The organism is Actinoplanes sp. SE50/110, from assembly GCF_900119315.1.
Classification (GTDB): domain Bacteria; phylum Actinomycetota; class Actinomycetes; order Mycobacteriales; family Micromonosporaceae; genus Actinoplanes.
In genome coordinates, this window is sequence record NZ_LT827010.1 from 8,968,064 (window position 1) to 8,993,953 (window position 25,890).

The 25,890-nt window shown below is 70.9% G+C and carries 27 protein-coding genes and 1 tRNA gene; 19 read left to right on the top strand and 9 right to left on the bottom strand.

All coding sequences use genetic code 11. The features are described 5' to 3' along the window. Positions 1-231: 231 nt before the first annotated feature. A complete protein-coding gene (locus ACSP50_RS40165; RefSeq protein ID WP_043513127.1) occupies positions 232-441 on the bottom strand; it encodes a hypothetical protein in 210 nt (69 codons plus the stop codon). 450 nt (positions 442-891) lie between these two features. Between ACSP50_RS40165 and ACSP50_RS40170 the strand changes: the two genes are divergently transcribed. Then, positions 892-1,323, top strand: coding sequence for a hypothetical protein (locus ACSP50_RS40170; RefSeq protein ID WP_014695069.1), 432 nt, complete (start codon positions 892-894; stop codon positions 1,321-1,323). 97 nt (positions 1,324-1,420) lie between these two features. Further along, a complete protein-coding gene (locus ACSP50_RS42870) occupies positions 1,421-1,753 on the top strand; it encodes a hypothetical protein (RefSeq protein ID WP_155123728.1) in 333 nt (110 codons plus the stop codon). Positions 1,754-1,844: 91 nt separating this feature from the next. Here the strand turns inward: ACSP50_RS42870 and ACSP50_RS40175 are convergent. Beyond that, positions 1,845-1,934, bottom strand: a tRNA-Ser gene (locus tag ACSP50_RS40175). Positions 1,935-2,050: 116 nt separating this feature from the next. Here ACSP50_RS40175 and deoD point away from each other — a divergent pair. Next, positions 2,051-2,758 (top strand): purine-nucleoside phosphorylase, encoded by a 708-nt coding sequence (gene deoD / locus ACSP50_RS40180; RefSeq protein ID WP_014695070.1) that lies wholly within the window; start codon positions 2,051-2,053, stop codon positions 2,756-2,758. 184 nt (positions 2,759-2,942) lie between these two features. Here deoD and ACSP50_RS40185 read toward each other — a convergent pair whose 3' ends face one another. The 4 genes from ACSP50_RS40185 to ACSP50_RS40200 all read right to left on the bottom strand — a co-directional run bounded on the left by ACSP50_RS40185 (position 2,943) and on the right by ACSP50_RS40200 (position 4,610). Then, on the bottom strand, positions 2,943-3,389 hold the full coding sequence (locus tag ACSP50_RS40185; protein WP_014695071.1) for a nucleoside deaminase: 447 nt from the start codon (positions 3,387-3,389) through the stop codon (positions 2,943-2,945). Further along, positions 3,386-3,904 (bottom strand): tRNA adenosine deaminase-associated protein, encoded by a 519-nt coding sequence (locus ACSP50_RS40190; protein ID WP_014695072.1) that lies wholly within the window; start codon positions 3,902-3,904, stop codon positions 3,386-3,388. The genes ACSP50_RS40185 and ACSP50_RS40190 overlap by 4 nt, the downstream gene beginning before the upstream one ends. Positions 3,905-3,994: 90 nt before the next feature. Next, positions 3,995-4,198 carry a hypothetical protein gene (locus tag ACSP50_RS40195; RefSeq protein ID WP_043513132.1) on the bottom strand — a complete coding sequence of 68 codons (204 nt, stop codon included), beginning with the start codon at positions 4,196-4,198 and terminating at the stop codon, positions 3,995-3,997. 88 nt (positions 4,199-4,286) lie between these two features. Continuing rightward, the gene (locus ACSP50_RS40200; protein ID WP_231956815.1) at positions 4,287-4,610 is read right to left on the bottom strand and encodes a hypothetical protein; all 324 of its coding nucleotides are present in this window, start codon (positions 4,608-4,610) and stop codon (positions 4,287-4,289) included. A 35-nt stretch (positions 4,611-4,645) separates the two neighbouring features. Here ACSP50_RS40200 and ACSP50_RS40205 point away from each other — a divergent pair, with 35 nt between their 5' ends. From ACSP50_RS40205 to ACSP50_RS40215, 3 genes are read left to right on the top strand one after another with little or no spacing between them, the layout of a single operon-like run. Continuing rightward, positions 4,646-5,284 (top strand): M23 family metallopeptidase, encoded by a 639-nt coding sequence (locus ACSP50_RS40205; protein WP_014695074.1) that lies wholly within the window; start codon positions 4,646-4,648, stop codon positions 5,282-5,284. 11 nt (positions 5,285-5,295) lie between these two features. After that, positions 5,296-6,237: a prephenate dehydrogenase/arogenate dehydrogenase family protein gene (locus ACSP50_RS40210; RefSeq protein WP_014695075.1), complete on the top strand. Its 942-nt coding sequence runs from the start codon at positions 5,296-5,298 to the stop codon at positions 6,235-6,237. 41 nt (positions 6,238-6,278) lie between these two features. After that, on the top strand, positions 6,279-6,848 hold the full coding sequence (locus ACSP50_RS40215) for a DinB family protein (protein WP_014695076.1): 570 nt from the start codon (positions 6,279-6,281) through the stop codon (positions 6,846-6,848). On the opposite strand, the gene mtnA is transcribed toward ACSP50_RS40215, so the two are convergent. Then, positions 6,845-7,807: an S-methyl-5-thioribose-1-phosphate isomerase gene (gene mtnA, locus ACSP50_RS40220; RefSeq protein WP_014695077.1), complete on the bottom strand. Its 963-nt coding sequence runs from the start codon at positions 7,805-7,807 to the stop codon at positions 6,845-6,847. The genes ACSP50_RS40215 and mtnA overlap by 4 nt on opposite strands. Positions 7,808-7,817: 10 nt before the next feature. Next, the gene (locus tag ACSP50_RS40225; protein WP_014695078.1) at positions 7,818-9,671 is read right to left on the bottom strand and encodes a M48 family metallopeptidase; all 1,854 of its coding nucleotides are present in this window, start codon (positions 9,669-9,671) and stop codon (positions 7,818-7,820) included. Between the two features lie 95 nt (positions 9,672-9,766). Between ACSP50_RS40225 and ACSP50_RS40230 the strand changes: the two genes are divergently transcribed. The 12 genes from ACSP50_RS40230 (at position 9,767) to ACSP50_RS40285 (ending at position 24,420) form a co-directional block, all read left to right on the top strand. Continuing rightward, positions 9,767-10,825, top strand: a complete 1,059-nt coding sequence (locus tag ACSP50_RS40230) for a PHP domain-containing protein (RefSeq protein WP_014695079.1) — start codon at positions 9,767-9,769, stop codon at positions 10,823-10,825. Positions 10,826-10,868: 43 nt separating this feature from the next. Continuing rightward, the gene (locus ACSP50_RS40235; RefSeq protein WP_014695080.1) at positions 10,869-12,539 is read left to right on the top strand and encodes a DUF885 domain-containing protein; all 1,671 of its coding nucleotides are present in this window, start codon (positions 10,869-10,871) and stop codon (positions 12,537-12,539) included. 456 nt (positions 12,540-12,995) lie between these two features. After that, a complete protein-coding gene (locus ACSP50_RS40240) occupies positions 12,996-14,108 on the top strand; it encodes a hypothetical protein (RefSeq protein WP_043513136.1) in 1,113 nt (370 codons plus the stop codon). Beyond that, positions 14,095-17,505, top strand: coding sequence for an ATP-binding protein (locus ACSP50_RS40245; protein ID WP_014695082.1), 3,411 nt, complete (start codon positions 14,095-14,097; stop codon positions 17,503-17,505). The genes ACSP50_RS40240 and ACSP50_RS40245 overlap by 14 nt, the downstream gene beginning before the upstream one ends. After that, a complete protein-coding gene (locus ACSP50_RS40250) occupies positions 17,502-17,948 on the top strand; it encodes a roadblock/LC7 domain-containing protein (RefSeq protein ID WP_014695083.1) in 447 nt (148 codons plus the stop codon). The genes ACSP50_RS40245 and ACSP50_RS40250 overlap by 4 nt, the downstream gene beginning before the upstream one ends. Next, a complete protein-coding gene (locus ACSP50_RS40255) occupies positions 17,945-18,412 on the top strand; it encodes a DUF742 domain-containing protein (RefSeq protein WP_014695084.1) in 468 nt (155 codons plus the stop codon). Before ACSP50_RS40250 ends, ACSP50_RS40255 begins: the two co-directional genes overlap by 4 nt. Then, entirely contained in the window at positions 18,390-19,019 is a 630-nt protein-coding gene (locus ACSP50_RS40260; protein WP_014695085.1) for an ATP/GTP-binding protein, read from the top strand. The genes ACSP50_RS40255 and ACSP50_RS40260 overlap by 23 nt, the downstream gene beginning before the upstream one ends. 72 nt (positions 19,020-19,091) lie before the next feature. Next, positions 19,092-19,664, top strand: a complete 573-nt coding sequence (locus tag ACSP50_RS40265; RefSeq protein WP_014695086.1) for a hypothetical protein — start codon at positions 19,092-19,094, stop codon at positions 19,662-19,664. 189 nt (positions 19,665-19,853) lie between these two features. Then, a complete protein-coding gene (locus tag ACSP50_RS40270) occupies positions 19,854-21,185 on the top strand; it encodes a glycosyltransferase (RefSeq protein WP_014695087.1) in 1,332 nt (443 codons plus the stop codon). 59 nt (positions 21,186-21,244) lie between these two features. After that, positions 21,245-22,429, top strand: coding sequence for a non-hydrolyzing UDP-N-acetylglucosamine 2-epimerase (gene wecB / locus ACSP50_RS40275; RefSeq protein ID WP_014695088.1), 1,185 nt, complete (start codon positions 21,245-21,247; stop codon positions 22,427-22,429). Then, positions 22,429-24,060, top strand: a complete 1,632-nt coding sequence (locus ACSP50_RS40280; RefSeq protein ID WP_014695089.1) for a DUF2334 domain-containing protein — start codon at positions 22,429-22,431, stop codon at positions 24,058-24,060. The genes wecB and ACSP50_RS40280 overlap by 1 nt, the downstream gene beginning before the upstream one ends. 9 nt (positions 24,061-24,069) lie before the next feature. Next, positions 24,070-24,420 (top strand): hypothetical protein, encoded by a 351-nt coding sequence (locus tag ACSP50_RS40285; protein ID WP_014695090.1) that lies wholly within the window; start codon positions 24,070-24,072, stop codon positions 24,418-24,420. Here ACSP50_RS40285 and ACSP50_RS40290 read toward each other — a convergent pair. Beyond that, positions 24,417-25,163, bottom strand: coding sequence for a dienelactone hydrolase family protein (locus ACSP50_RS40290; protein WP_014695091.1), 747 nt, complete (start codon positions 25,161-25,163; stop codon positions 24,417-24,419). The genes ACSP50_RS40285 and ACSP50_RS40290 overlap by 4 nt on opposite strands. 90 nt (positions 25,164-25,253) lie before the next feature. Here ACSP50_RS40290 and ACSP50_RS40295 point away from each other — a divergent pair, with 90 nt between their 5' ends. Then, a complete protein-coding gene (locus ACSP50_RS40295) occupies positions 25,254-25,811 on the top strand; it encodes a TetR/AcrR family transcriptional regulator (RefSeq protein WP_014695092.1) in 558 nt (185 codons plus the stop codon). The last annotated feature ends 79 nt before the right edge of the window (positions 25,812-25,890 follow it).

Sequence of the window (25,890 nt, forward strand, 5' to 3'; positions counted from 1 at the left end):
CGGACTCGACGTGCGTCGTGCATCGGCTTGACACAACGCTGATTGCCATATAGCAGATCCGTACGGACCGCCGGGCATATCTGGACAAAGCGCCCCAAAGGGCGACTGCCCGAGGGTTCAACTGCCGGTAAAGCACGGACGGGCCGGACCCCGTGTGGGATCCGGCCCGTCCGTGAAGGCTGGCCGAGACAAGTCAAGCAACGACGGCGCAGCCCGGGCTCCTGGCGCGCCTTACAGCTCGCGCCACTGCCAGCGTGGACCGCGCCACGCGTCGGCCAGGATCATCGCTGACGCCCGGCCGGGACACTGCTGCACCTTCGATTTCCCCTCGGGACCGCCCAGCTGGGCCTCGACTTCCCAATGGTCTCCGTCGGTGCGGACGAAGACGTCCCGGCGCTGGAGCCGGACGTCGCCATTCCACCAGTGATGCTCAACTCTCACGTGTCAAATCTACGACAGGCATCGACGAACCTGGGTGGGGCGTTTCTGTGAATCTTTCTCACCGCCCGGTCGGAACCGCATTGTCTGATCCGGTGTATTTGGCCGCCGTGACTTGCGCAACACCTCATGTCGCTGGGCCGTCCACGATTGACTACACACCGTGGTTCAAGGCTTTGACGTGCGACGACATCTCCGCGTTACAAGACCGCCGCTGATCATGGTGAACGCCCGTTCGGACTAGGCGGGGGCGGTACGCGCGAACGATCCGGAATCAGGGCACACAGAGTGACGGATGTGACGGGAGAAAACAAGAGAGCCCGATCCAGCACCGGAGGGCCATCCACAGACCCAGCGAACAGCCATGAACGGCGGCGAACGAGACCAAAACTGAGACCACGCCCGCCGGATCTTCGATCGACATGAGTTGATCACCCTTCTTATGGTGCTTGGGTGATCACCCGTTTGCTTCTTCTCGGCTCCGCCATCCTCACCCTCGGCGTGGCGGCGTGTGACGACGGCAGCGTCGAAGGTCCGTACCTAAAGAGCATCGAGATACGAGGGCACGAGCGGGCGACGATCTACTACAGCCAAGCCGTCTACGTCGGTCCTTCGACGCCGGGCCTACTTGCCGCCGTGTCTGCGCCGGAGATGACCACGTCGGCTGGCCCGGCCAGCCTGTCAATCGATCCGTGGGAGTTCGTCGGCAGCGGCAGCGGCAAGGCGGCCGACGGCACGGACTGCCGGGTTCATTTCGAACGGCTTGTCAAGGGAGGGGATCCCAACGTCCCGCACTGGGAGCCCACGGCCGAGCAACGACGCAAGCAGGCTACCGGCGAGTTGGAGATCGTCAGGGTGTCCGCCGGCTGCCCATTCAAACCCTGATGCGACAAACAGAGGCGGCGGCCTGGCCGCGTCTGCTGTGGAGGTCGTCTGCTTCTGAAGGTTGAGACGGGTTCGGCACTGAGGGCACGATGAGAGAGTGACAGCCACCGATGGACTTTGGATCGAAACCACCGACGGTCAGCTCATTCGAGCCGACACGATTACCGCTCTTCAAGTCGTGGATGGGAACTACAAACGCCAGCGAGCGGACTCGACGCTCCACGCAGGTGACCTCATCCTGCGCGCCTTCACCGGAAGTCACGACGGGAAGGCCACCTACCACCATCTTGCGGGGGAGATTTCTCAGCTCGGAGATGCCTTCACCGCTCTGCGCCTGCTCGTAAGGACGCTTGGCGAGGAAGCAGGCAGACCCGCTGTGATCATCTCTTATGACGCCAAGGTCAACTCTTGGCGAACGCAACTTCCGTAGGCACACCGACGCACCACTACGCAGCAACTGAGACCAGATACAAAATCGCCCGGCGGCTCACTCCGAGTCGCCGGGCGTTTGCACTGCTCAATGGCGGTGGCGGCGGGATTTGAACCCGCGGAGGGCGTAAACCCTCACACGCTTTCGAGGCGTGCTCCTTAGGCCACTCGGACACACCACCGGGAAGTACGTTACCGGACGCCCCGAGGTGTCCGTCGCCGGGTCACCCATTACCGCCCGGCACCCCCGTGACCTGGCAAGATCGGCAGGAGATCATCGACGAGACGGAGACAACGGATGAGCGTGCACATCGGGGCCAAGCCGGGAGAGATCGCCGAACGGGTGCTGCTGCCCGGCGACCCGATGCGGGCCAAGTGGATCGCGGAGACCTTCCTGGAGGACGCGGTCTGCTACACCCAGGTCCGCGGAATGCTCGGCTTCACCGGCACCTGGCAGGGGCAGCGGGTCTCGGTGCAGGGCTCCGGCATGGGCATGCCGTCGGCCTCGATCTACACCCACGAACTGGTCAACGAGTACGGGGTGAAGTCGGTCATCCGGATCGGCTCCTGCGGCGCCCTGGCGCTCGACCTGAACCTCGGTGACGTGATCGCCGCGATCGGCTCGGCGACCGATTCGAACATGAACCGGACCCGCTTCGACGGCCTCGTCGACTACGCACCGGTGGCCGACTTCGGCCTGCTGCGCACCGCCGTCGACACGGCCGCCGCCCAGGGCGTCCCGATCCGGGTCGGCCCGATCCTGGCCGCCGACGCCTTCTACACCGACCGGCCCGACCTGTACGACTCGCTGGCCCAGTACGGCGTGCTGGCGGTCGAGATGGAGTCGGCGGCGATCTACACGATCGCGGCCCGGTACGGCGCCAAGGCGCTCACCATCTTGACCGTGAGCGACCACATCAAGCGCGGCGAGGCGATGGACTCGGCGCAGCGCGAGCAGGGCTTCAGCAACATGGTCCGGATCGGCCTGGACACGATCATCGCCTGACCGAACCCGGGCCCGGAGCCGCCGGCACCACGCCCGGGCCCGGAGCCGCCGGCACCACGCCCGGGCCCGAAGCCGGCGGGAGCAGGAACACCGGGCCGCGACCGGCAGAGGTCGCGGCGCCGGGCTCCCAGGGGGCGCGATGACGCGCGGCGGACACCGGCGGCGACGTACCACCGCATCGGTTTCAGCGGAAGAAGCCGCGCATGAGCTCGGCGCACTCCGGCTCCAGCACGCCGCCGTAGACCTCGGCGCGATGGGTCAGACGCGGGTCGCGGACCACGTCCCAGAGTGACCCGACCGCCCCGGTCTTCGGCTCCCAGGCGCCGAAGACGACCGTGCCGATCCGGGCCAGGATCAGCGCCCCGGCGCACATCGTGCACGGCTCCAGGGTGACCACCAGCGTGCAGCCGTCCAGCCGCCACGCACCGCGCGCGGCCGCGGCCCGGCGCAACGCCAGCACCTCGGCGTGCGCGGTCGGGTCGCCGGTCAGCTCGCGTTCGTTGCCGGCCGCGGCGAGTTCGGCGCCGTCCGGGTCCAGGACGAGCGCGCCGACCGGGACGTCGGCCGGCGACGAGGAGGCGACGGACAGCGCCCGCCGCATCCACCGCTCGTGCCGCTCGCGACGGATCACGCCTCGCGCAGCTCCTCCATCTCGTCGCCGCACCCGATCTTCTGGCAGATCTCGGCGGTGATGTCGGACGGCAGCATGCCCTCCTGGCCGCAGAGCGCCAGCAGCCGCTGGGCGCCGACCCCCAGATCGTTGAGCAGGTCGGCGTCGCCGATCGGGTCGGCGTCCGGGTCGGCGGCCGGGCGGTCGTCCTCGTCCTCGGCGGTGTCGCCGGCGGTCAGGTCGTCGGCGCCGAGCGCCGGCGTCTCCACCTCGCCGAGCAGCACCGAGCCGATCCGGGACTCCTCGGCGAAGGCCGAGTCGGACCCGAAGACCCGCAGGTCCTCACCCTCGTCGAGGCGCAGGATCGCGAGGTACTCGTCGTCGCTCTCGACGAACAGCAGCGCCAGTCCGGCGTCCGGCTCGGCATCCCGGAGCGCATCCACCACCTCGTCGATGTCGGCCAGGCCCGAAAGGTCCAGCTCCGACGCAGTCCACCCGTTCTTTCCACGGGCGACAGCGGCAGCGAAAATCGACACGATTCCCCCAACGCGGTTCTTATCCTCAGCGCCTGACGGTAGCTGGTGGGGCGGCGGGCGTGACGCGCCACGCCCTTTCTCGCAACGAGATCAGTTCGTGGTACGGCGACGGGTGGCGATCAGCTCGCGCAGACGCATGCCGCGGGCCCGCCGCGGTGGCGCCGACTCACGCACCGATTTGGCGTGGGCCAGGGCCGCCAGCAGTTCCAGTCGGCGACGGCAGCGATCCGCGTCGAGACGCTGCGGTGAGGTGGCCATGGTGCCGAGAGTGCCGAGCCGGGCGGCGTTCGTCAAGGGCCGGCCGGCTCATGATCAGAACCGGTGCGCTGGGCGATCGGCACCTCTCGGATCGTGGCCGAACTCACATCCCGAACCGGGGCAATCACCACAGCGGGAAGTTGAACGTCTCGATCCACCGGAAGGCCACGAACCCCATCGCGACGGACAGGCCGATGCCGCTGGAGCAGGCGACGCCGAGCGCCACCCCGCGGTCGCCGAGCCGGGTCAGGACCAGCGCGACCAGCCAGGCAGCGGCCGCGGCGCCGATCGTCCACCACGCGTACGACGTGAGATCCTGGCCGAGGCTGCCGAACAGCAGCAGCCAGAGCGCGCCGGCCGCCAGGCCGCTGAGCACCGGGCCGGCACCGATCGGGTGCGGCTCGCGATAGATCGGGCGCGGTGGCAGCCCGGCGTAGAGACCGTGCACCCGCACAGCGTATCCGTCTCTGCGAGGATGTCGCGGTGCGAAAAGCGTTGACGATGATCGTGGCCCTGGGCCTCGCCGTGGCCGGTGCGACGACCGCGTCGGCGGCGGTCACCCCGCGGCCGGCCCCGGCGCCGGCGCCCCGGGTGGTCCCGGCCTGGATGTTCACCTCGAAGTACACGTTCCCGGTGGCCGCCTCGAACGTGGCCTGGCACGACACCCACTCCGCCTACCCGGCCACCGACATCTTCGCCGCCTGCGGCTCCACGGTGGTCGCCACCGACAACGGCCGGGTCCTGGAGATCAGCCTGGTCGACAGGTTCAGGAAGGGCATGCCCGACGGGCCGTACAACGGCGGCCTGTTCGTCTCGATCCTCGGCAACGACGGCGTGCGGTACTACGGCTCGCACCTGAGCTCGGTGACCAAGGGGATCGTGCCCGGCGCGCTGGTCAAGTCGGGTCAGCAGATCGGCAGGGTCGGCCACACCGGCAACGCGAACGGCGTCTGCCACCTGCACTACGCCATCTCCCCGCCGTGCGCGCAGACCGGGGACTGGAAGGTGCGGCGTGGCGTGGTCTGGCCGTACTCCTTCCTGGCCTCGTGGCGCGGGAACGGGCAGAAGAGCCCGGTCGACACGGTGGCCGCCTGGAACAAGTCGCACCACTGCAAGGCCTGAGGGGCGGCGGCATGCGGATCGCGGTCGTCGGCCTCGGCCTGATCGGCGGCTCGCTGGCCCGGGCCCTGCGCGACGCCGGCCACGAGGTGTCCGGCTTCGACACCGACCCGGCGACCCGGGAGCTGGCCCGGGCGGCCGGCCTGACCGTGCCCGGCTCGGTCGCGGCCACGGTCGCCGGGACCGAGGTGACGGTGCTCGCGGCCCCGCTGCCGGTGCTGCCCGGGCTGGTCGCCGAGCTGGCCGGTTACGACGGCGTGCTGACCGATGTGACCTCGGTCAAGGGTCCGGTCCAGGCGCTCGCCGAGCGGCACGGGGTGCGCCGGTTCGTCGGCGGGCACCCGATGGCCGGCACCGAGGCGTCCGGGTTCGCCGCCGCCGACCCGAAGCTCTTCGAGGGCTGCGTGTGGGTGCTCTGTGTGGAGCCGGACGGCACCGATCCGGCCGACTGGCTGATCCTCGCCGGGCTCTTCACCGGGTTGGGCGCGCGGGTGCTGCCGATCACCGCGGTGGAGCACGACAACGCGGTCGCGGCGGTCAGCCACGTGCCGCACCTGCTGGCCGCGGCGCTGGCCACCACCCTGGCGGGCAGCCCGCTGAGACAGGCGCTGGCGGCCGGCTCGTTCCGGGACGGCACCCGGGTGGCGGCCACCCGGGCCGAGTTGATCAACGCGATGTGTGCGGGCAACGCCACCGAGGTGCTCCGCGAGCTGCAGCAGGTGATCAGCGACCTGGTCCAGCTGCGCGACGACCTGGCCGGCGGCGACCTGATCCCGTTCCTGGCGGCGGCCGGGGAGTTGCGGCGGGCCTGGCCGCCGACGCCGGGCTCACCGGGCCGGACGACCGCCGACGTGCGGGCGCTGCTGGCGCTGGGGCGGGGCGGCGGCTGGGTCACCGCCGTGGTTGGCACGGAATTGAACACCATGCGGCCGGAAACTGGCCGCAATGGCTTCTAGCGTGGTTTTCGACGGAGAAACCACGACGTACAGGAGTCGGCATGCCCGGTCAGGTCGGACCCATCAGCGGTGAGCAGGACGGTCTGCTCAGCTTTCTCACCCAGGCGCGATACACGCTCAAACTGACCGCGTACGGTCTCACCCCGGAACAGCTGCGGGCCACCGCGAGCGCCAGTTCGCTCAGCATCGGCGGTCTGATCAAGCACTGCGTCTCCACCGAGGAGGGCTGGATCGCCACGGCGACCGGCGCCAGCCAGAAGCCGGACTTCGCGGCCTACCACGAGAACTTCGTACTCACCGGCGACGAGACGGTCGAGGAGCTCTTCGCGCGGTACGACCGGGCCGCCGAGCGGACCGAGAAGGCGGTCGCCGAGCTCGGCCTGGACCACCGGATCCCGGTCGACCACTCGGTGCCGTGGAACCGGCCGGACCTCGACCACTTCACCACCCGCTGGATCCTGCTGCACCTGATCCAGGAGACCGCCCGGCACGCCGGTCACGCCGACATCATCCGCGAGTCGATCGACGGGGCGACCGCCTTCCCGCTGATGGCGGCCGCCGAGGGCTGGCCGGAGACCCCGTGGCTCAAGCCCTGGAAGAAGGACTCCTAGGGCTTCTCGCCCCGGTCCAGCCGGATCACCCGCCGGTCGGTGACGATCGCGGTGACCAGGTCGTGCGGGGTGACGTCGAAGGCCGGGTTGACCGCGTCGCTCCACGCGGTCACCTCGGCCGCGCCGCGGTCCTCGATCTCCACGTCCGCCCCGGACGGGGTACCGGTGTCGACCGTGGTCTCCGGCGCGACCACCAGGAACGGCAGGCCGGCCCGGCGGGCGCCGAGCGCGTGCGCGTACGTCCCGATCTTGTTGATCACGTCGCCGTTCGCGCAGATCCGGTCGGCACCCAGGATCACCGCGTCCACCTCGCCGCGGGCCATCAGGAACGGGCCGGCCGAGTCGACCGCCACCCGGTGCTCGACGCCCCACTGGCCGAGCTCCCAGGCGGTCAGCCGGGCGCCCTGCAGCAGCGGCCGGGTCTCGCTGGCGATCACGCCGCCCAGCGTGCCGCGCCGGTGCAGCTCGCCGATCACGCCGAGGGCGGTCCCGACGGTCACCGCGGCCAGGCCGCCGGTGTTGCAGTGGGTGAGCAGCCGGGGCCGGTCGCCGCACAGCTCGGCCACCAGGTCGGCACCGCGGGACGCCTGCGCCGCCGAGGCGGCGATCTCCTCATCGCGCAGCACGCAGGCCTCGGCCAGCACCGCGGCCGGTCCGAACGGCAGACGGGCCGCGGCGCGTTGCGCGCCGCGGGCCAGATTCACCGCCGTCGGACGCGCGGTTTCGATCCGGCGTACGGCGTTCGCCAGCGCCCCGGGATCGTCGGCGTGCACCTGGGCGGCGAGCGCCACCCCGAGCGCCCCGGCCACGCCGAGCGCCGGCGCACCCCGCACGGCCAGCGACTGGATCGCCGCGATCAGCTCCCCGACGGTGTGCAGGCGCAGCACCCGCAGCTCGCCGGGGAGCGCCGTCTGATCGATGATCTCGACAGCGCCGTCCACCCAGTCGATCGTCCGCATGCGACCGAGACTAGCGGTCCGCGCGCTCCTGCAGCTCCCCGAGGATCTTGCGCAGCACGTCGACGCTCCTACCCATCCGGTCCGAGCTCCAGCGCTCCTGGAAGGTCACCGTCCGGCCGTCATGCAGCAGCAGCGTCGCACCGATCGGCGTCTCCTTCTCGATCCGGACGGTGGACACCTCCTCGTACGCGACGTACCGGTAGCGCGCCGCCAGGTCGGCCGCCGAGTTCTGCGCGACCAGCACACCCACCCGCTTGTCCCCGTCGTCGGTCGACTTCGGCGCCGGCACGAAGATCAGGCCGCGGTCCAGCACGATCAGGTCGGCGTGCTCGCCGCCGTCGAGCTTCACGTTCGGCACCGCGCCGAGCACGTCGGCGCCCTGCCCGGTGGCCTTGGCCTCGACCACCCGGGCCGCTTCCACGTGCACGCCGCGCTCGGCCAGCCGGGCGCGGGCCTCGGCCAGCGTCTCCGGCACCACCGCCAGCTTGGCGATCTCGCCGAGGTCGAGCACCTGGCCGGTCTGGTCGACCAGCCGGGCCGGGCCGGACCAGGAGTGCTGCCAGCGGGCCGTGCCGGAGCGGACCGCGGCGAGCCCGAGCAGGGTTTCCATCACGTCGGCGAACTCGGCGACCGCCTCCCGACGGGTCGCCTGCGGGAAGAACTCGGTGGCCAGGTCGGCCAGCCGGCCCGCCTCGACCAGGCCGAACACCTCGGGCAGGCCGGCCTCGGGCACGCCGGCGTGCCGGGCCGTGCTGCGGAACACCCGATCGGCCCGGTTCTGGCTGCGCATCGCCATCGACGCGGCGGTGAAGTCGGCCCAGGGCAGCACGGTCCGGGTGCCGAAGTCGACGACCTCGCGCTGCAGCGCCATGCCGGCCAGCTCGACCGCGGGCACCAGCACCGCGGCCGGCCGGCCGTCGGTCACGTGCGAGGTGCGGGGCGCGGCGCGCATCGCGGCGATCCGCTCGGAGAGTGCCGGGTGGCTGTCCCACCGGGACGTCTCGTCGTCCGGCTCGGCCTCACGCATCTCCGCCAGCTCGTCGGCGCGCGCCTGGTAGAGCTGGGCGAATCCGCCGAACACGTCGTCCGGGGCGTAGCCGAGCTCCCAGCCGTAACCGATGTACCGGCCGAAGTAGAAGTCCCACGCCGCGTCGACCACGGGCAGCTCGCGCATCGCCGAGACGGCGGCGTCGACGCCGGCCACCCGGACCGAGGCGAGGTCGGCCTCCAGCTCCTGCCGGCGCGCGACGGCGCTGCTGACCAGCTGGTACAGCCAGGCGTACGCCTTGAACACCCAGCCGAACACGTTGAACGAGCCGACGTTGGACAGCGTCTCGTGCATGGCGAGCCGACCGCGGTAGGTGACCGCCGACAGCCGGGTGTGCGAGCCGGAGTAGTGGCCCAGCTCATGCGCGAGCACCGAGCGGAGCTGATCGACGGTGAAGGTCTGCACCAGCGGCATGCCGATGTACAGCCGGCGGGTGCCGCCGATCAGCCCGAGCAGCCTGGTCTCCTCGTCGACCGCCGCGTTGACCTCGGGCACCAGCCGGATCTCGTCCGGCGCCCGGGTGCCGGCCTCGGCGGCCAGCTGGCGCACCTGGTGCCACAGCTCGGGGGTCTGGTCGGGGGTGACGATCAGGCCGTGCGGGTGGCCGGGCTTCGCCCGGATCGCCCGCCACAGCCCGGCGAGCACCGCGCCGACCGCGGCGAGCAGCAGGTAGCTGAGCTTGACCGCGCCCGCCCCGTGCAGGTGCTGCCAGATCTCGAAGATCAGCCAGCCGACCAGGACCAGCTGGGCGAGGCCGAGCAGATAGAAACCGGCCAGCATGACGACCGATACGGCGGCGCGAAGCGCGGTGGGCATACTTTCCCCCTGAAGACACCCTGAACAGCGCACGGACCTTACCGATGTGAATCTTTACGGGCAAGCCCCTTACCGTTCCACTTAGTCTGGGCGGTATGGCATCCCGTGACCCGGTCACCGACCTGCGGCGCATCGCGTTCCTGCTGGAGCGGGCGAACGAGGCGACCTACCGGGTCAAGGCGTTCCGGTCGGCGGCCGCCGCCGTGGCCCGCACCCCCGGCGACGAGCTGACCGAGCGCGCCGCGGCCGGGACGCTCGCCAAGCTGGCCGGGGTCGGTGAGGTGACCGCCCGGTGCGTCACCGAGTCGCTGGCCGGCGAGGAGCCGGTCTATCTGCGCCGGCTGCTCAGCATCGAGGGGGCCGACCTGCCGGCCGCGGCGGCCGCGCTGCGCGAGGCGCTCCGGGGTGACCTGCACGTGCACTCGGACTGGTCGGACGGCGGGTCGCCGATCGAGGAGATGGCGCTGGCCGCGGCCGACCTGGGGCACGAGTACTTCGTGCTCACCGACCACTCACCGCGGCTGACCGTGGCGCACGGGCTGACGGCCGAGCGGCTCCGCCGTCAGCTCGACCACGTGGCGGCGCTGAACGCCCAGCTGCCGGACGGCTTCCGGATCCTGACCGGGATCGAGGTGGACATCCTCGAGGACGGTTCCCTGGACCAGGAGGACGAGCTGCTGGCCCGGCTCGACGTGGTGGTCGCCTCGGTGCACAGCAGACTGCGCGACGACACGGCCCGGATGACCCGGCGGATGCTGACCGCGATCGCCAACCCGCACCTGGACGTGCTCGGGCACATGACCGGTCGCAAGGTGGCCGCCGCCGGGGCCGGGGACGCCGCCCACCGGACCGCCCGGACCCGCCCACCGAGCACCTTCGACCTGGAGAAGGTGTTGGCCGCGTGCGTCGAGCACGACAAGGCTGTGGAGATCAACTCCCGGCCGGACCGGCTGGATCCGCCGAAACGGATGCTCACCGTGGCGGTCGAGGCCGGCTGCCGGTTCAGCATCGACACCGACGCGCACGCCCCGGGCCAGCTGGACTGGCTCGGCAACGGCTGCGAGCGGGCGGCGCTGTGCGGAGTGCCCGCCGATCGGGTGGTCAACACCTGGCCGGCCGAGCGGCTGCTGGCCTGGGCCGCCGCCCACGGGTGAAAGGGGAGCGCTGAGTTCCCGCGGCATCCCATAAAGTCGGCCCGTGGGAAGAATTGACGAACTCGCCAACCGATACGTCGATGAGTGGGCTGCGCTGAATCCGACCGGAGCCACCGCCGCCGGCATCACCGGCCACGACGACCAGACCGACGACCTCTCCCCCGAGGGGTTCGCGGCCCGGGCCGAACTGGTCCGTCGCACGCTCAACGACCTCGACGTGAACGAGCCGGAACACGAGACCGAGCAGGTCGCCAAGGAGGCCATGCAGGAACGGCTGGGCCTGGAACTGGCCCGGCTGGACAGCGGCATCGCGGCCACCGAGGTCAACGTGATCACCAGCGCCCTGCACGAGCTGCGGATGGTGCTCGACCTGATGCCGGCCGAGGGCGAGCAGGCGGTGGCGAACATCGTCACCCGGCTGGCCGCCTTCCCGCAGGCGCTGCGGCAGTACCGGCGGACCCTGCTGGAGGGCGCCGACCGGGGCGTGGTCAGCCCGTCGGTGCAGCTGGCCGCGGTCGCCGACCAGTGTGCCGCGTGGGCCGACCCGGACCGGGACGGCTTCTTCCACGGACTGGCCGGCCGGTTGCAGGCGTCCGGCGGGCTCGCCGAGGACCTGCGCCGGGGCGCCGCCGCCGCGACCGCCGCCACCGCGGACTTCGGCCGGTTCCTGCGCGAGGAGTTGGCGCCCCGGGGCCGCGCGAAGGAGGCCGCCGGGCTGGAGCGGTACACGCTGGCCTCGCAGTACTTCCTCGGCGCGAAGGTCGACCTGCTGGAGACGTACCACTGGGGCTTCGAGGAGCTGCACCGCCTGACCCGCGAGATGCAGGCCGTCGCGGCCGTCATCGCCGGTCCGGGCGCGTCGGTGGACGAGGCGGTCGCCGCGCTGAACGCCGACCCGGCGCGGATCATCCCGGACAAGGAGCGGTTCCGGGACTGGATGCAGGCGCTCTCCGACCGGGCGGTCAGCGAGCTCAACGGCACCCACTTCGACATCGAGCCGCCGGCCCAGAAGCTCGAGTGCTGCCTCACCCCGACCAGCGACGGCGGCATCTACTACACCGGGCCGAGCGAGGACTTCGCCCGCCCCGGCCGGATGTGGTGGGCGGTGCCCGCCGGCCAGCAGGTCTTCTCCACCTGGCAGGAGGTGACCACCGTCTACCACGAGGGGGTGCCCGGCCATCACCTGCAGGTCAGCCAGACCCTGCTGCGGGCCGACCAGCTGAACCGCTGGCGGCGGCTGCTGGCCTGGTGCTCCGGGCACGGCGAGGGCTGGGCGCTGTACGCCGAGCGACTGATGGACGAGCTGGGATATCTGACCGATCCGGGCGACCGGCTCGGCATGCTGGACAGCCAGGCGCTCCGGGCGACCCGGGTGATCATCGACATCGGCATGCATCTCGAACTGGAGATCCCGCGGGACAACCCGTTCGGCTTCCACCCGGGGTCCCGATGGACACCGGAGTTGGGCTGGGAGTTCCTGCGGGCGCACTCCCGGATGCAGGAGGACGTGCTGCGCTTCGAGTGGAAGCGGTATCTGGGCTGGCCGGGGCAGGCACCGTCGTACAAGATCGGCGAACGGATCTGGCTGCAGGCCCGGGCCGAGGCGAAACAGCGCAAGGGCGCCGATTTCGACCTCAAGGCGTTCCATCGGGACGCTCTGGACCTCGGACCTCTCGGTCTCGACCCGCTTCGCAGGGCACTGGGCAGGATTTAAGTCAATCGGGCCTCTCCGTACCGAAAGCGGGACGGAGGGGCCCTTTTTCGTGTGCCGGAACGGCTACAGTGCGTGCTTTTTTGCCTTTCCGTAATTGCCTTGGCACTTTCCGTGGAGAGCATCGCACCCAAGACGTAACGAATCCGAAGTAGAACTCATATTCACGTTCGAGCCGCAGGCCGGATACCATCTGCCCGGCACCTGTCACCCTGCCGACAAAAGCTTGCGTAGAGCGCGGGCGACGGTGCTGCGTATCCCCCGATCAGCCGAGCGAACTCTGACCCTTGGAAAGGGGTTTCTTGAGGATTTCTCGGATAGATTGACCCAGATCGGTGCGCCCGCTCGGCTACGTTCGGTAGCCCCCCAATGGCCCATCGCGTGTGTGCATGGCGGAGGACGAAAGCAATGTCAGTCTCGGTGAACAGCCGGCGAACCCGTTTACGCTCCGCTCTCGCGGTGCTGCTGACGGCTCTTGTCCTGCTGCCGGCCGCGGGCCTGTTCCTGCGGGTCCTGCAAGAGAACTCCCAGCAGCGCGACACCGTCCAGCTCGAACAGGACGGCGTCGAGTACCTGACCGTGCTGGGCCCGCTGGTCTCGGCGCTGGCCGAGTCGCAGGCGTCGGCGCTGCAGGGCGTCGCCGCGGAGCCGGCCTCGGTGACCGCGGCCGTGGCCCGCGTGCAGGGTGTCGACGGGCGGCTCGGTGACGCGCTCGAGACGCACAGCCGGTGGAGCGACCTGAAGGACAAGATCGCCAAGCTGCCGAAGGTGACCGGCACCTCGGAGCAGATCTTCACGGCCCACGTCGAGGCCGCCGACCTGGCCGTCGAGCTGTTCGACGTGGTCCGGGAGAACTCCAGGCTCAACCGCGACCCGGAGGCCGACGTCTCGTTCCTCCAGGAGGTCGTCGGCCAGCTGATGCCCGAGGCGGTCACCTTCGTCAGCCGGATGAGCGACTACGCGAACATGGTCCCCGCGGCCCGCACCAAGGCGGACAAGGCGAAGCTCACCGTGCAGTTCGGCTACCAGGCCCTGAAGGTCCAGGAGACGGTCGCCAAGCTGACCGACAGCCTCCAGGAGGCGGTCGAGAGCACCAAGAGCACCACCCTGAGCGGCAACCTGGTGAGCAACCTGGACTCGTTCCGGCGCGGGATCGAGGCCGCCAACCGTGGCGCCAACATCGGTGGCGCGCCGAACGTGTCCACGCTGGTGACCGCGCAGTCGACCCTGCAGACCGCGCTGAGCGCGCTGAGCGGCGTCGTCCTCAAGGAGATGTCCGGCCGGCTCGACGACCGGTCCAGCTCGCTGACCTACAAGCGCATCGAGGCCTTCGGCCTGCTCGGCATCGCGATCGTGCTGATCGTGGTGGCCACCCTGTGGACCCGCGGCCGCGCCCGCCAGGTCCAGGCCACGCTGGTCGAGCCCGGCCAGGGCAGCCGTGACGTGTCGGTCCGGGCGGGTACCTCGGTGCCGGCCGGCAACCCGACGGGCAGCCCGTACGACTCGATCCCGAACTACGGCGACACTCCGAACTACGGCGGCGGGCGGGAGCGTTCCGGTGCTCTTCGGTAAGTTCCGCATCCTGGGCAAGCTCGCCCTGCTGGTGCTCGTGCCGCTGCTGGGTGTTCTCGCCCTGACCGTGCCGATCATCTACAACCGTGTCCAGGCCGCGAACGAGGCGCAGGACACCTCGGACAGCGTGCAGCTGGCCACCGCGGTGAGTTCGGCGGTCCTGGAGCTCCAGGAGGAGCGCCTGCTGTCGGTCGGCTACACCCTGCACCTGGTCGACGAGCCCACCCTGGTGGTGCAGAGCGCCGAGGCCGGCGAGAAGGTCGCCGAGCTGCTCGACTCCAAGGACCGGGTGCTGCCGGCCGATCTGCGCCGCGCGGTGCTGCTGGCCACCAAGCTGAACAGCACCCGGCAGAACGTCCTGAACGGCCAGACCAACGCCACCTCGATCGTCACCGACTTCACCAGCGTCATCACGCCGATGATCGACGGCCTCGGGCTGAGCAACCACTCGGACCTCACCACCAAGACCGGCCAGCAGGTCTTCGCGCTGGAGCGCTCGATGCGCTCCGACGACCTGATCAGCCAGGCCTCCTGCTATCTGGCGTACGCGGCGGTGCTGAACCAGGCGCCCAACCGCAAACTGCGGTCCTTCGCGCCGCAGGTGCTGACGCTGTTCAACAACTCGTTCGCACAGATCCAGTCGGTGATCACCCAGTCCAAGGGCTACTTCACCGACGCGCAGTACAAGCTCTACCTGAACACCCAGGACGCGTTCCAGTCCCGGGTGGGCTCCGGCTTCGTCGACGGTCTGGCCACCAACCCGGCCCAGGCGCTGAACAAGCTGCCCTCGATCACCTCGCTGTTCCCCTCACTGCAGTCCGTCATGGTCCTCGGTGGTTTCGTCGAGAAGCGCGTGGCCAAGGACGTGGACGTGGCGGTCACCGCCAGCCGTAACAGCGCCATCCAGCAGGCGCTGTACGTCGGTGGTGGCGCGTTCGTCCTGCTGATCCTCGTGGTCACGCTCTCGATCTTCATGGCCCGCGCGGTCGCCCGGCCGCTGCGCCGCCTGACCGCCTCCGCCGACCGCATCGCCCGCGCCGCCGAGGCCGAGCTGGAGCGGGTGGCCGACGACGAGTCCGAGGCCCAGGTGCGGCCGATCCGACTGGATCCGGTCGACGTCGAGGCCCAGGACGAGATCGGTGACCTGGCCCGGGCGTTCGACCGGGTGCAGACCACCGCCGCCCGGCTGGTGGAACGCCAGGTGCTCGGCCGCCGTAACGTCGCCCAGATGTTCGGCCACGTCGGTCGTCGTACGCAGAACCTGGTCGGCCGTCAGCTGTCCCTGATCGACGGCCTGGAGCGCCGGGAGACCGACAGCGACCGCCTCCGCGAGCTGTACCGACTGGACCACATGTCCAGCCGTCTGCGGCGGAACGCGTCCGCGCTGGTCGTGCTCTCCGGTGGCGCGGGTGCGAACGAGCACATGGCGCCGCTGCCGCTGTCCGACGTCGTCCGTCTCGCCCTCGGTGAGATCGAGGACTACACCCGTGTCGAGGTGGACGTCCCCGAGGAGATCGTCGTGGTGCCGGCCATCCTGGCCGACCTCACGCTGCTGCTGGCCGAGCTGCTGGAGAACGCCACCACGTTCTCCCCGCCGCACACCAGCGTCACGGTCTCCGCGGACGAGCTGCGCGGTGGCGCCCGCCTGGCGATCATCGACCACGGCCTGGGCCTGCAGCCCGAGCGTCTGGCCGAGGAGAACGCCCGGCTGACCCGTCGTGAGCGCCTCGACCTGGCCCCCACCGAGGTGCTCGGCCTGTTCGTGGTCGGCCGGCTCGCCCGCCGGCACGGCATCGAGGTCACCCTCACCGACACCCCGGACGGCGGTGTCACGGCCTGGATCGACCTGAGCCCGCAGCACCTGATCGCCAGGGTGGAGAATCTGGCCGCCCCCGGTATCCCGGCCCCGGCCGCGGTGCCGCAGATCCCGATGCAGCGCGAGCCGGTCGCTCAGCAGAGCTACCCGCAGCAGCCGTTCGAGCAGCAGTACGGGCAGCCGGAGTACGCCGTGCCGGTCAGCGGGGCGCTGCGCGGCAACACCGCCGAGGTGGCGATCGCCAGCACCGCGATCCGCACCGTCCCGGGCAGCCAGCAGCCGTTCGACCCGAACAAGCTGAGCCGGGCCACCCAGACGCTGGAGTCGGTCCCGTCCTGGAACGCGTTCGGCGGGTCGGTCCCCGCGCAGCCGGCCGTCGAGGACCCGTACGCCGGTCAGCCGGTCTACGATGCCGAGCCGGTGTACTCGCCGGGCGTCGCCTACCAGGAGCCGAGCGCTCCGTACCGGCAGGTGGAGGCGTCGCAGGGTTACAACAGCGGCATCCCGGTGGCCGGGCGCAACCCGGCCGCGCTGCCCGAACTGCCCGCCGCCGGGCAGCCGGCCTGGGGCTCCGATCCGGCGCTGCCGGCCGGCCCGTCCTGGAGCGGCACCCCGGCCCCGTCGGAGACCTCGTGGAGCGTCCCGGAGTCCCCGGCGTCCGGGTGGAACACCCCGGCCCCGGCCTCGCCGTCGCCGGCCTGGAACACCCCGGCCCCGGCCTCCCCGGCACCGGCCTGGAACACCCCGGCCGCCGCCTCGGCGGAGCCGGCCTGGAACACCCCGGCTCCGGCCGAGACCCACTGGAACAGCCCGCAACAGCCGGCGGAGCCGGCCTGGAACACCCCGGCTCCGGCCGTGGAGGCGCCGATGGCTCCGGCCAGCAACTCGGGCCACCCGGCCCCGGCTCCGGAGCCGACCGCTCCGGAACCCGTGGTCAGCTCACCGGCCGGCGGCCTCAAGCCGCTGCGTCGCCGGGTGCCGGGCAGCCAGCTCCCGATGGACTCCGGTCCCAAGCAGCACGCCGCGGCGCCGTCGCAGGACGACGCCCTGGCCGCGCGGGCCGCCTTCGACGCCTTCGAGCAGGGTGTCAGCCGGGCGCACGAGACCAGCACCTCGCTGCCGGCGCCGGAGTTCGCCGGCGGTCAGTGGGCCATGCCGGCCTCGCTGCCGGAAATGCCCGCGCCGCAGTGGAACGTGCCGGCCCCCGCCCCGGAGGCCGCGCCGCAGTGGAGCACTCCGGCCCCCGCCCCGGAGGCCGCGCCGCAGTGGAGCACTCCGGCCCCCGTACAGGAGGCCGCGCCGCAGTGGAACACCCCGGAGCCGGCCCAGCAGTGGAACGCCCCCGCTCCGGCCGCGCCACCGGCCCCGGCCGCGCCCGCGCCGCCGCTCGGTGGCGGAGGGTTGACTCGCCGCGTGCCGGGAGCGACCCTGCCACGGGACGAGCCGCACCAACCGATTCTCCCGCCGGCCCCGACCCTGATGGACCCGGAGCAGGCACGCGCACTGATGGATCAGTTCGAGTACGGCGTCGCACTCGCCCTGAATGAAACTCAGCCACAACCCGAGGGACAACCGCGATGACTTCCCCATACCCCACCGCGCAAAGTCAGCTCAGCGCCGAAGCCAAAACCTTCAACTGGCTGCTGGACTCCTTCACGTCCGGAACCGCGGGCGTGATCGAAGCCATCGCCGTCTCCTCGGACGGTCTGCTGATGGCCATGTCCGCGATCAAGGACCGGCCCAACGCCGAGCGGCTGGCCGCCGTGGTCTCCGGTCTGACCAGCCTGGCCGGTGGCGCTGCCAGCTGGTACCGGCTGGGCGCCCTGAACCGGGTCATCATCGACATGGCCGACGGCTACCTGCTGGTCACCGCGATCAGCGCCGGCTCGGTGCTCGGCGTCATCGCCGACCGGTCGGCGAACCTGGGCACTCTGGCGTACGAGATGACCCTCTTCGCCACCCGGGCCGGCGGCGCCCTGAGCCCGCGTCTGATCGCCGAGCTGAAGAACGCCGTCCAGCAATGACGTACCCGGACCCCGCCGACGAACCGGTTCCTCCGGCGCGCTCCGGAGTCCGGCCCTTCCTGCAATCCGGTCCGAAGCATTCGGCCGGCGGCTACACCCCCACCGGGGAACAGCCGCCGGTCGAGCCAGCACAGACCAACACTCTGCGCCCGTTCGTCATCACGGCCGGGCGGACCGATGGAGGCGATCCCGACATCGGTATGGAGACTCAGGTGGCGGTGGTGCACGGCGCACCCCCGTCCCGGCTTTCACCGGAAACCAGGGCGATCGTGTCTCTCCTGGAGGAGAGCCCGATTTCGGTAGCCGAGATCTCCGCACGCCTGCGCCTGCACCTGGGCGTCTGCCAGATCCTCGTCGGCGACCTGCGCGCCGCCGGTCAGGTGGACGTGCAGGGACGGGACACCGACACCCCTGACCCCGAGACCATCATGCGAGTGATCCGTGGACTTCGATCCATCAGCTAACCGCGTCGTCGCCACCGCGCGCATCCCGGGCGGAGCCGCGCCGGCCAAGAAGGCGCCGGTTCCGGTCAAGATCATCGTGGCCGGCGGCTTCGGGGTGGGCAAGACGACGACCGTCGGCGCGATCTCGGAGATCGCGCCGCTGACCACCGAGGCCGAGATGACCTCGGAGTCGATCGGTATCGACAACGTCGGCCAGGCCACCACGAAGACCACCACCACCATCGCGATGGACTTCGGCGTGCTGACCATCGACCAGACGCTGAAGCTCTACATCTTCGGCACGCCCGGCCAGACCCGGTTCGCCTTCATGTGGGACGACCTGGTCAAGGGTGCCCTGGGCGCGCTGGTCGTGGTCGACACCAACCGGATCGACGACTGCTACCCGGCGGTCGACTACTTCGAGCGGGCCGGGCTCCCGTTCGTGGTCGGTGTCAACACGTTCAACGGCAACATGGCGTACAGCCTCGACGAGGTGCGCTGGGCGCTCGCGGTCCGCGAGGACGTCCCGGTGATCTCCTACGACGCCCGGTTCCGCGCCTCGGTGCGCGACGCTCTCCTCGTCGTTCTGGACCAGGCTCTCGACAAGGCGATAAAGATGAAGTCGTAGGGTGTGCGCGGGTCGCCCGGAGGCACAGGATGGTGAGGTACCGGGCGACCGTGCGAGGAAGAGGACGGTGACGTGCGAGGCGGACTGGACGACGCGCTCGACAAGCTTGCCCGCCGCGACGAGCTCCGGCGGCGTGCCGCGGCCGGCGAGGCTCCGGGCACTCCGCCCGCGGTGACCGAGCTGGTCGAGGCCATCGCCGGGGTGATCGCCCGGTTCCCGCACCTGGGCGTCACCGTCGGTGTCGAGGGTGCCGGCGATCCGGTGCTGCTGCACTTCGGATTCGCCGACGGCACCGTGCAGGTCACCGCGGACCGCACCGTGGTCGAGCGGACCGCCGCCGAGCCGGCCCGGGCGCACGCCGACATCGAGATCGACCTGGACGATCCGGAGCCGCCGCCCCGCGGCAGCCACGACGACCAGGACCGGTTCGGGCCCACCTATGACGAGCCGCCGACCGCGGAGCGCCCGTTCGTGACCCCCCCGGCGCCCGCCTATCCGCCGCCGCCGGCCGCCTATGCGCCGCCGGTCGAACCGGCCCCGCAGCCGAAGCCGTTCCACGCGGAGCGCGCCGCGGAGGAGACCGAGCAGGCCGCCCGCCGGCTGGCCGCGCTGCTCCGCGACAATCCCAGCCTGCTGGACGACTGAGCAGGACCTCGAAGGCGGTCACCGGACGGTGGCCGCCTTCTCCGTAGCCGGAAAAGCACCGTGGGTCACCGCGACCTCAACCTTTCGGCCGCATCCCGGAATCGTCCGGCGCATGACCCTTAGGTCCCGCCTCCCCCCGCCGTAATTGCCCCTGAAATGTCACGACTCGTGGCAGGAACGGGGGTAAAGATGTCGGCTTCGGACGGCTGGCTCATCGCGGTCGCGGGTTATGCGATCCTGCTGGCCTGGCCGCTCTCCACCGTCATCCTGGTCTGGTTCGCGGTCCGCTACGTCGGCACGCACCGCGCCCGGGTGGTCAATCAGGCGCTGGCCAGCGGTGACGGCAGGCCTGAGCACTTCTGGATCATCGTGCCGGCGCTCAACGAGGAGGCGGTGGTCGCCAACACGGTCACGGCTGCGCTCGGACTGCGCGGCCCGGCTCGCACCTTGGCCAGGGTCCTGGTCGTCGATGACGGATCGGACGACCGCACGCCCGAGGTGCTGGCCGCGATCGACCACCCGCGCCTGCACGTGATGCGCCGCGAGCTGCCCGAGGCCCGGCAGGGCAAGGGCGAGGCGCTGAACGCGGCCTACCGGTTCATCGCCCGGATCGCCGAGCAGGAGGGTGTCCCGGCCGAGCGGGTGGTGCTCGGCATCATCGACGGCGACGGCCAGGGCAGCGACAACATCCTGGTCGAGGTCGGCCGACTGATGGGAAACACCAGGGTCGGCGCGGTGCAGGTCCAGGTCCGGATCCGCAACCGCAACAAGCTCCTGGGCGCGGTGCAGGACCTGGAGTTCGGCGCCATCGTGGACGCCTGCCAGAACCTGCGCAACTCGCTGGACACCGTGGGCCTGGGCGGCAACGGCCAGTTCAGTCGCCTCTCCACGCTGCTCTCGCTGGGTGACACGCCCTGGTCGAGCTGCCTGGTCGAGGACATGGAACTGGGCCTGCGGATGCACCTCAAGGGGGTGTCGATCCGCTACACCTCGCGGGCCTCGGTCACCCAGCAGGCGGTGGTCGACATCAAGCGACTCACCCGGCAGCGGACCCGCTGGGCGCAGGGCAACATCCAGTGCGCCCGCTACCTGGGCTCGCTGTTCGCCTCCGGCAACATCGCCCGGACCGCGCTGGTCGAGATCCTGCACTACCTGGTCTCGCCGTGGGCGAACGCGGTGGTCGCGATGCTGCTCACGCTGACCGGCACGGCCGGCGCGCTGGGCCTGCTGATCGGGCACCCGGTGCCGATCCTGCCCAGCTGGTTCGCCCTGGGCGAGAGCCTCGGCATCTGGGCGGTGGTCACCACGTTCCCCGGCCTGGTCTGGGTGCTGGTGCACCGGGTCAAGCGCGGCGACGAGGAACTCCCCCGGATGCTGCTCGCCGCCCTGGCCTACCCGGCGTTCCTGCTGCTCGGCCTGACCGCGACCTATCGCGCGCTGGGCCGCCAGCTGACCGGCAAGCAGGCCTGGGCCAAGACCGAGCGGCTCGTCGAGGAGCCGCTCGCCCTGAAGACCGCCTGATTTCCCGCAGGCGCCCCACCATCCCCCATCGCCAGCAAGTGAAGGAAGGCTCCCCCCGAATGTCCCTTCGCGAAGTCCATCTGATCGGCGGCACCCGGCCGGAGGCGGTCAAACTGGCCCCGGTCGCGCTCGCGTTCCGCGAGGCCGGCCTGCTCAAGCCGATCCTGCTGGCCAGCGGTCAGCACCCCACCATGGTCACCCAGGCGCTGGCCGCCTTCGACCTGGAACCCGACATCACGCTCACCGTCGAGCGCTCCACCGGCACCCAGGCCGAACTGCTCACCGCGATGATCCAGCAGCTCGACGAGCTGTGGTCGGTACGCACCCCGGCCGCGGTGATCGTGCAGGGTGACACCACCACCAGCCTGGCCGGCGCGCTGGCCGCGTTCTGGCGCCGGATCCCGGTCGTGCACCTGGAGGCCGGTCTGCGCTCCGGTGACCTGGAGTCACCGTTCCCCGAGGAGGGCAACCGCCGGCTGGTCGCCCAGGTCGCCGCGCTGCACCTGGCACCGACGCCGCTGGCCGCGATGAACCTGCTGGACGAGAAGATCGCCGCGAGCGACGTGCTGATCACCGGCAACACCGTGGTCGACGCGACGCTGGCGGTGGCCGCCCGCCGGCTGCCCTACGAGAACCCGGCGGTGGCCGCGGCCCGCGCCGAGAGCACCAAGCGCCTGGTCCTGGTCACCGCGCACCGCCGCGAGTCGTGGGGCGAGCCGCTGGACCGGATCCTCGGCGCGGTCAACGAGCTGCTGGCGAAGTACCCGGACATCGAGGTGGTGCTGCCCAGCCACCCGAACCCGGCGGTCCGCGCCCAGGTGGACGCCGCGCTGGCCGGCGCCGAGCGGGTCACCGTCACCGACCCGCTGCCCTACCCGGACCTGGCCCGGCTGCTGTCCGAGGCGTACCTGGTGCTCACCGACTCGGGCGGGATCCAGGAGGAGGCCCCGTCGTTCGGGGTGCCCGCCCTGGTGCTGCGCGACGTCACCGAGCGCGTCGAGTCGCTGCACGCGGGCTGCGCCAAGCTGGTCGGCTCCGACCCGGCGGTGATCGTCGCCGAGGCGTCCGCGCTGCTGGACAGCCGGGACCGCCGGGACGCGATGACCGCCGGCGGCAACCCGTACGGCGACGGTCTCGCCGCCCGGCGCACCGCCCAGGCGACCGCCGCCCTGCTCGGCCTCGCCACCGCCCCGGACGCCATGCCGGTCCGGCCGTCCGCCACCGAGATCGGAGCCACCGCCTGATGCGCGCCAAGAAGGTCACCCGTCGCACCCTGATCGCCGGTGGCGGCGCCGCCGCCGTGGCCGTGGCCACCGGGGTCGGGATCAACGCGGTCCAGGCGGACGCCGCCAGCACCGCGCCGGCCACCGGTTCGGTGATCACCAAGTCGGGGAGGGGCGGCCCGGGCGCCGGCGCCGCCAAGACGCTGGTCCTGTACGACACCACCGGCGACTACGGCTGGCTGGGCGAGGTCTACGCCACCCAGACGGCGAACCTGAGCTCGCGGTTCGGCTCGTGGACGGCGGCGCCGGTGGCCCGGTACAAGGCCGGCGACCTGAGCGCCTACACCGCGGTGATCTACCTGGGCTCGACGTACGACGAGCCGCTGCCGGCCGCCTTCCTCACCGACGTGATGGCCACCACCAAGCAGGTCCTCTGGGTCTACGACAACATCTGGCAGCTGGCGGCGAAGGACGGCTTCGCCGCCAAGTACGGCTTCGCCAGCGGCACGTTCGACTTCGCCGACGTGACCGAGGTGGATTACAAGGGCCGCAAGCTCACCCGGGGCACCGAGAACAAGTCCGGGATCATGAACCTGTCGATCGGCGACAGCGCCAAGGTGACCACGCTGGCCACCGCGGTGCGGGCGGACGGCACCGGCTTCCCGTGGGCGGTTCGGTCGGGCAACCTGACCTACGTCGGGGAGATCCCGTTCGCCTACGTCACCCATGACGACCGCTACCTGGCCTTCGCCGACCTGCTTTTCGACACGCTCGGCGGCGGGACCACCGAGCGGCACCGGGCGCTGATCCGGATCGAGGACGTCGGGCCGGACGCCGACCCGGAGCAGCTCACCGCGGTGGCCGACTTCCTGTTCGCGGAGAAGGTGCCGTTCAGCGTCGCGGTCTACCCCCGGTTCCGGGACCCGAAGGGGGTCGGCACCGGCAAGGCCCAGGACTACACCCTGCTCAACAAGCCCAAGGTGGTGGCCGCGCTCAAGTACATGCAGGCCAGGGGCGGCACGCTGGTCATGCACGGCTACACCCACCAGTACGGTTCGGTGGCCAACCCGTACGACGGGGTGAGCGCGAACGACTTCGAGTTCTACAAGGCACACGTCGACGCGGGCGACAACGTGGTCTACGACGGTCCGGTGGCCGAGGACTCGGCGGCCTGGGCGACCGGCCGGATGATGTCGTCGGGTGCGGTGTTCCTGGCCGCCGGGCTGGGCTCGCCGAGGCTGTTCGAGTTCCCGCACTACGCGGCGAGCGCGCCGGACTACGAGGTGGTCAACGCCCTGTTCGGCAAGCGGTACGACCGGGGGCTGTACTTCCCGGGCGTGCTGACCGGCGCCAGGTTCGACTACTCCCGGCAGTTCGGCCAGTTCTTCCCGTACCCGGTGCGGGACGTCTACGGCTCGCTGGTGGTGCCGGAGAACATCGGCAACGTGGAGACCGAGGCGTTCAACAACCACCCGGTCCGGCTGCCGGCCGACATCGTCGCCTCGGCGCAGCGCAACCTGGTGGTCCGCGACGGCGTGGCCAGCTGCTTCTACCATGCCTACCTGGGCACCGACCATCTCAAGGACCTGATCGGGGGGATCAAGGCGGCCGGCTACACGTTCGTGAGCGCCGAGTCGACGCTTTCCGCCTAAAGTGCCTTTATGGATGTCGTCGACTTCTGGGTCCGGTCCTGGACCTCGGACGACCTGGCCGCCGCCCGCCGGGTGCTCAGCCCGCACGTCGAGGTGGAGTGGAACCTGGACGCCCCGGTCGACGACGAGGAGTTGCTGCAGGTCCTGCACCGGATAGCGGTCTTCGCCGACCATGTCGCGCTGACCGCCCGGACGGACGCGCTGGACGGCGCCGCGCTGATCTACGATCTCACGGCGCCGTTCGGCAGTGCCCGGCTGGCCGAGTTCCTCGCGGTCGAGGACGAGAAGATCGTCGAGATCCGGCACGTGTACGACGTGACCGCGATCGATCGATACTTCCCCGGCCTGTACGCCAACTAGAAGTTGCGGTCCAGCAGGTCGAACAGGGCCGCCCAGTGGCGCTGCTCGCCGGCCGGGTGGTGCATCGCCGTGTCCGACATGGTGTAACCGTGCGGCGCACCCTCGTACAGCTCGGACGTGTAGGTCACCCCGGCCTCGTCCAGCGCCGCCTCGAGCGTCTTGATCTGGTCCGGGGTCATCGAGGCGTCGTTGTCGGCGTGCCCGAAGTAGACCTCCCCGGTGATCGCGCCCACCCCCAGGTGCGGGCTGTGCTCGTCCCCGGTCACCACCCGGCCGGCGTGGAAGCTGCCCAGCACCTTGATCCGGTCGGGCAACGCGGACATCGCGATCAGCCCGTTCCGGCCGCCCATGCAGTAGCCGACCGCGCCGACCGGGCCGGGCGCGACGCCCTCCTGCGCGGCCAAGAAGTCGAGATACGCGGTGACGTCGGCGACCAGCCGCGGCGCCGTGAGGTTCTGCATCATCGGCATCAGCCGGCCGAAGGCGGCGCCGCGCTTCTCCGGGTCGGCCAGTTCAGCCGGGTCGACCAGCGGGCTCCGCTGGTCGCGGTACAGCAGGTTGGGGAGCAGCACCGCATAGCCGCGCTCGGCGATCCGGTCGGCCATCTCCCGCAGTCGCGGGCGCACCCCGAAGCCGTCCATGAAGATCAGAATTCCCGGGTACGGCCCGGGGCCGTCCGGCTTGACGAAGTAACCGTCGGCCGGGCCGTCGGCAGCTGGGATGTCGATCGAAGTCTGCTGCATTGCCGCGTCCTCTTCCGCCGCTGAGCTTGATCGAGGCGACGGTAACACCGACTGGTGGGATTCCTTCCCGAACGTCGTATTCTTCTGCGCATGGCCACCCGGCTCCGTGCGGATGCGCGCCGCAACCGAGCGGCCCTGCTCACCGCTGCCCGCGAGGTCTTCGCGGAGCAGGGCCTGGACGCTTCGCTGGACGAGATCGCCCGTCGCGCCGGGGTGGGCAACGCCACCCTCTACCGCCGGTTCCCGAGCCGCCGGCACCTGATCGCCGAGGTCTTCGCCGGCCACATGACGGCCGCGGTCCGGCTCGCCGACCAGGCGCTGGAGCACCCCGACCCGTGGGCCGCGTTCATCGGCTACCTGAGCCGGGTCTGCGAGCTGCAGGCCACCGACCGGGGGCTGGCCGAGTTGCTGGTGACCGACGCGTTCGACGACGACGAGCGGCTGTCCGCGCTGCGCGCCGCGGCCCAGCAGCGGGCGGTCGACGTGCTCACCCGGGCGCAGCGGGCCGGCCGGCTGCGCGCCGACTTCACCCGGCACGACCTGTGGCTGGTGATGATGGCCAACGCCGGGGTGAACCGGCACGCGACCGAACCCCACGCCTGGCGCCGCCAGCTGGCGCTGCTGATCGGCGGGCTGGCCACCCGATGAGCATTTAAGGATCTTTAAGGCTGTGACCCGAGACCTTTAAGACGGGTTCGCTCGAGAATTGCCTCCGTCAGCGTCCCCC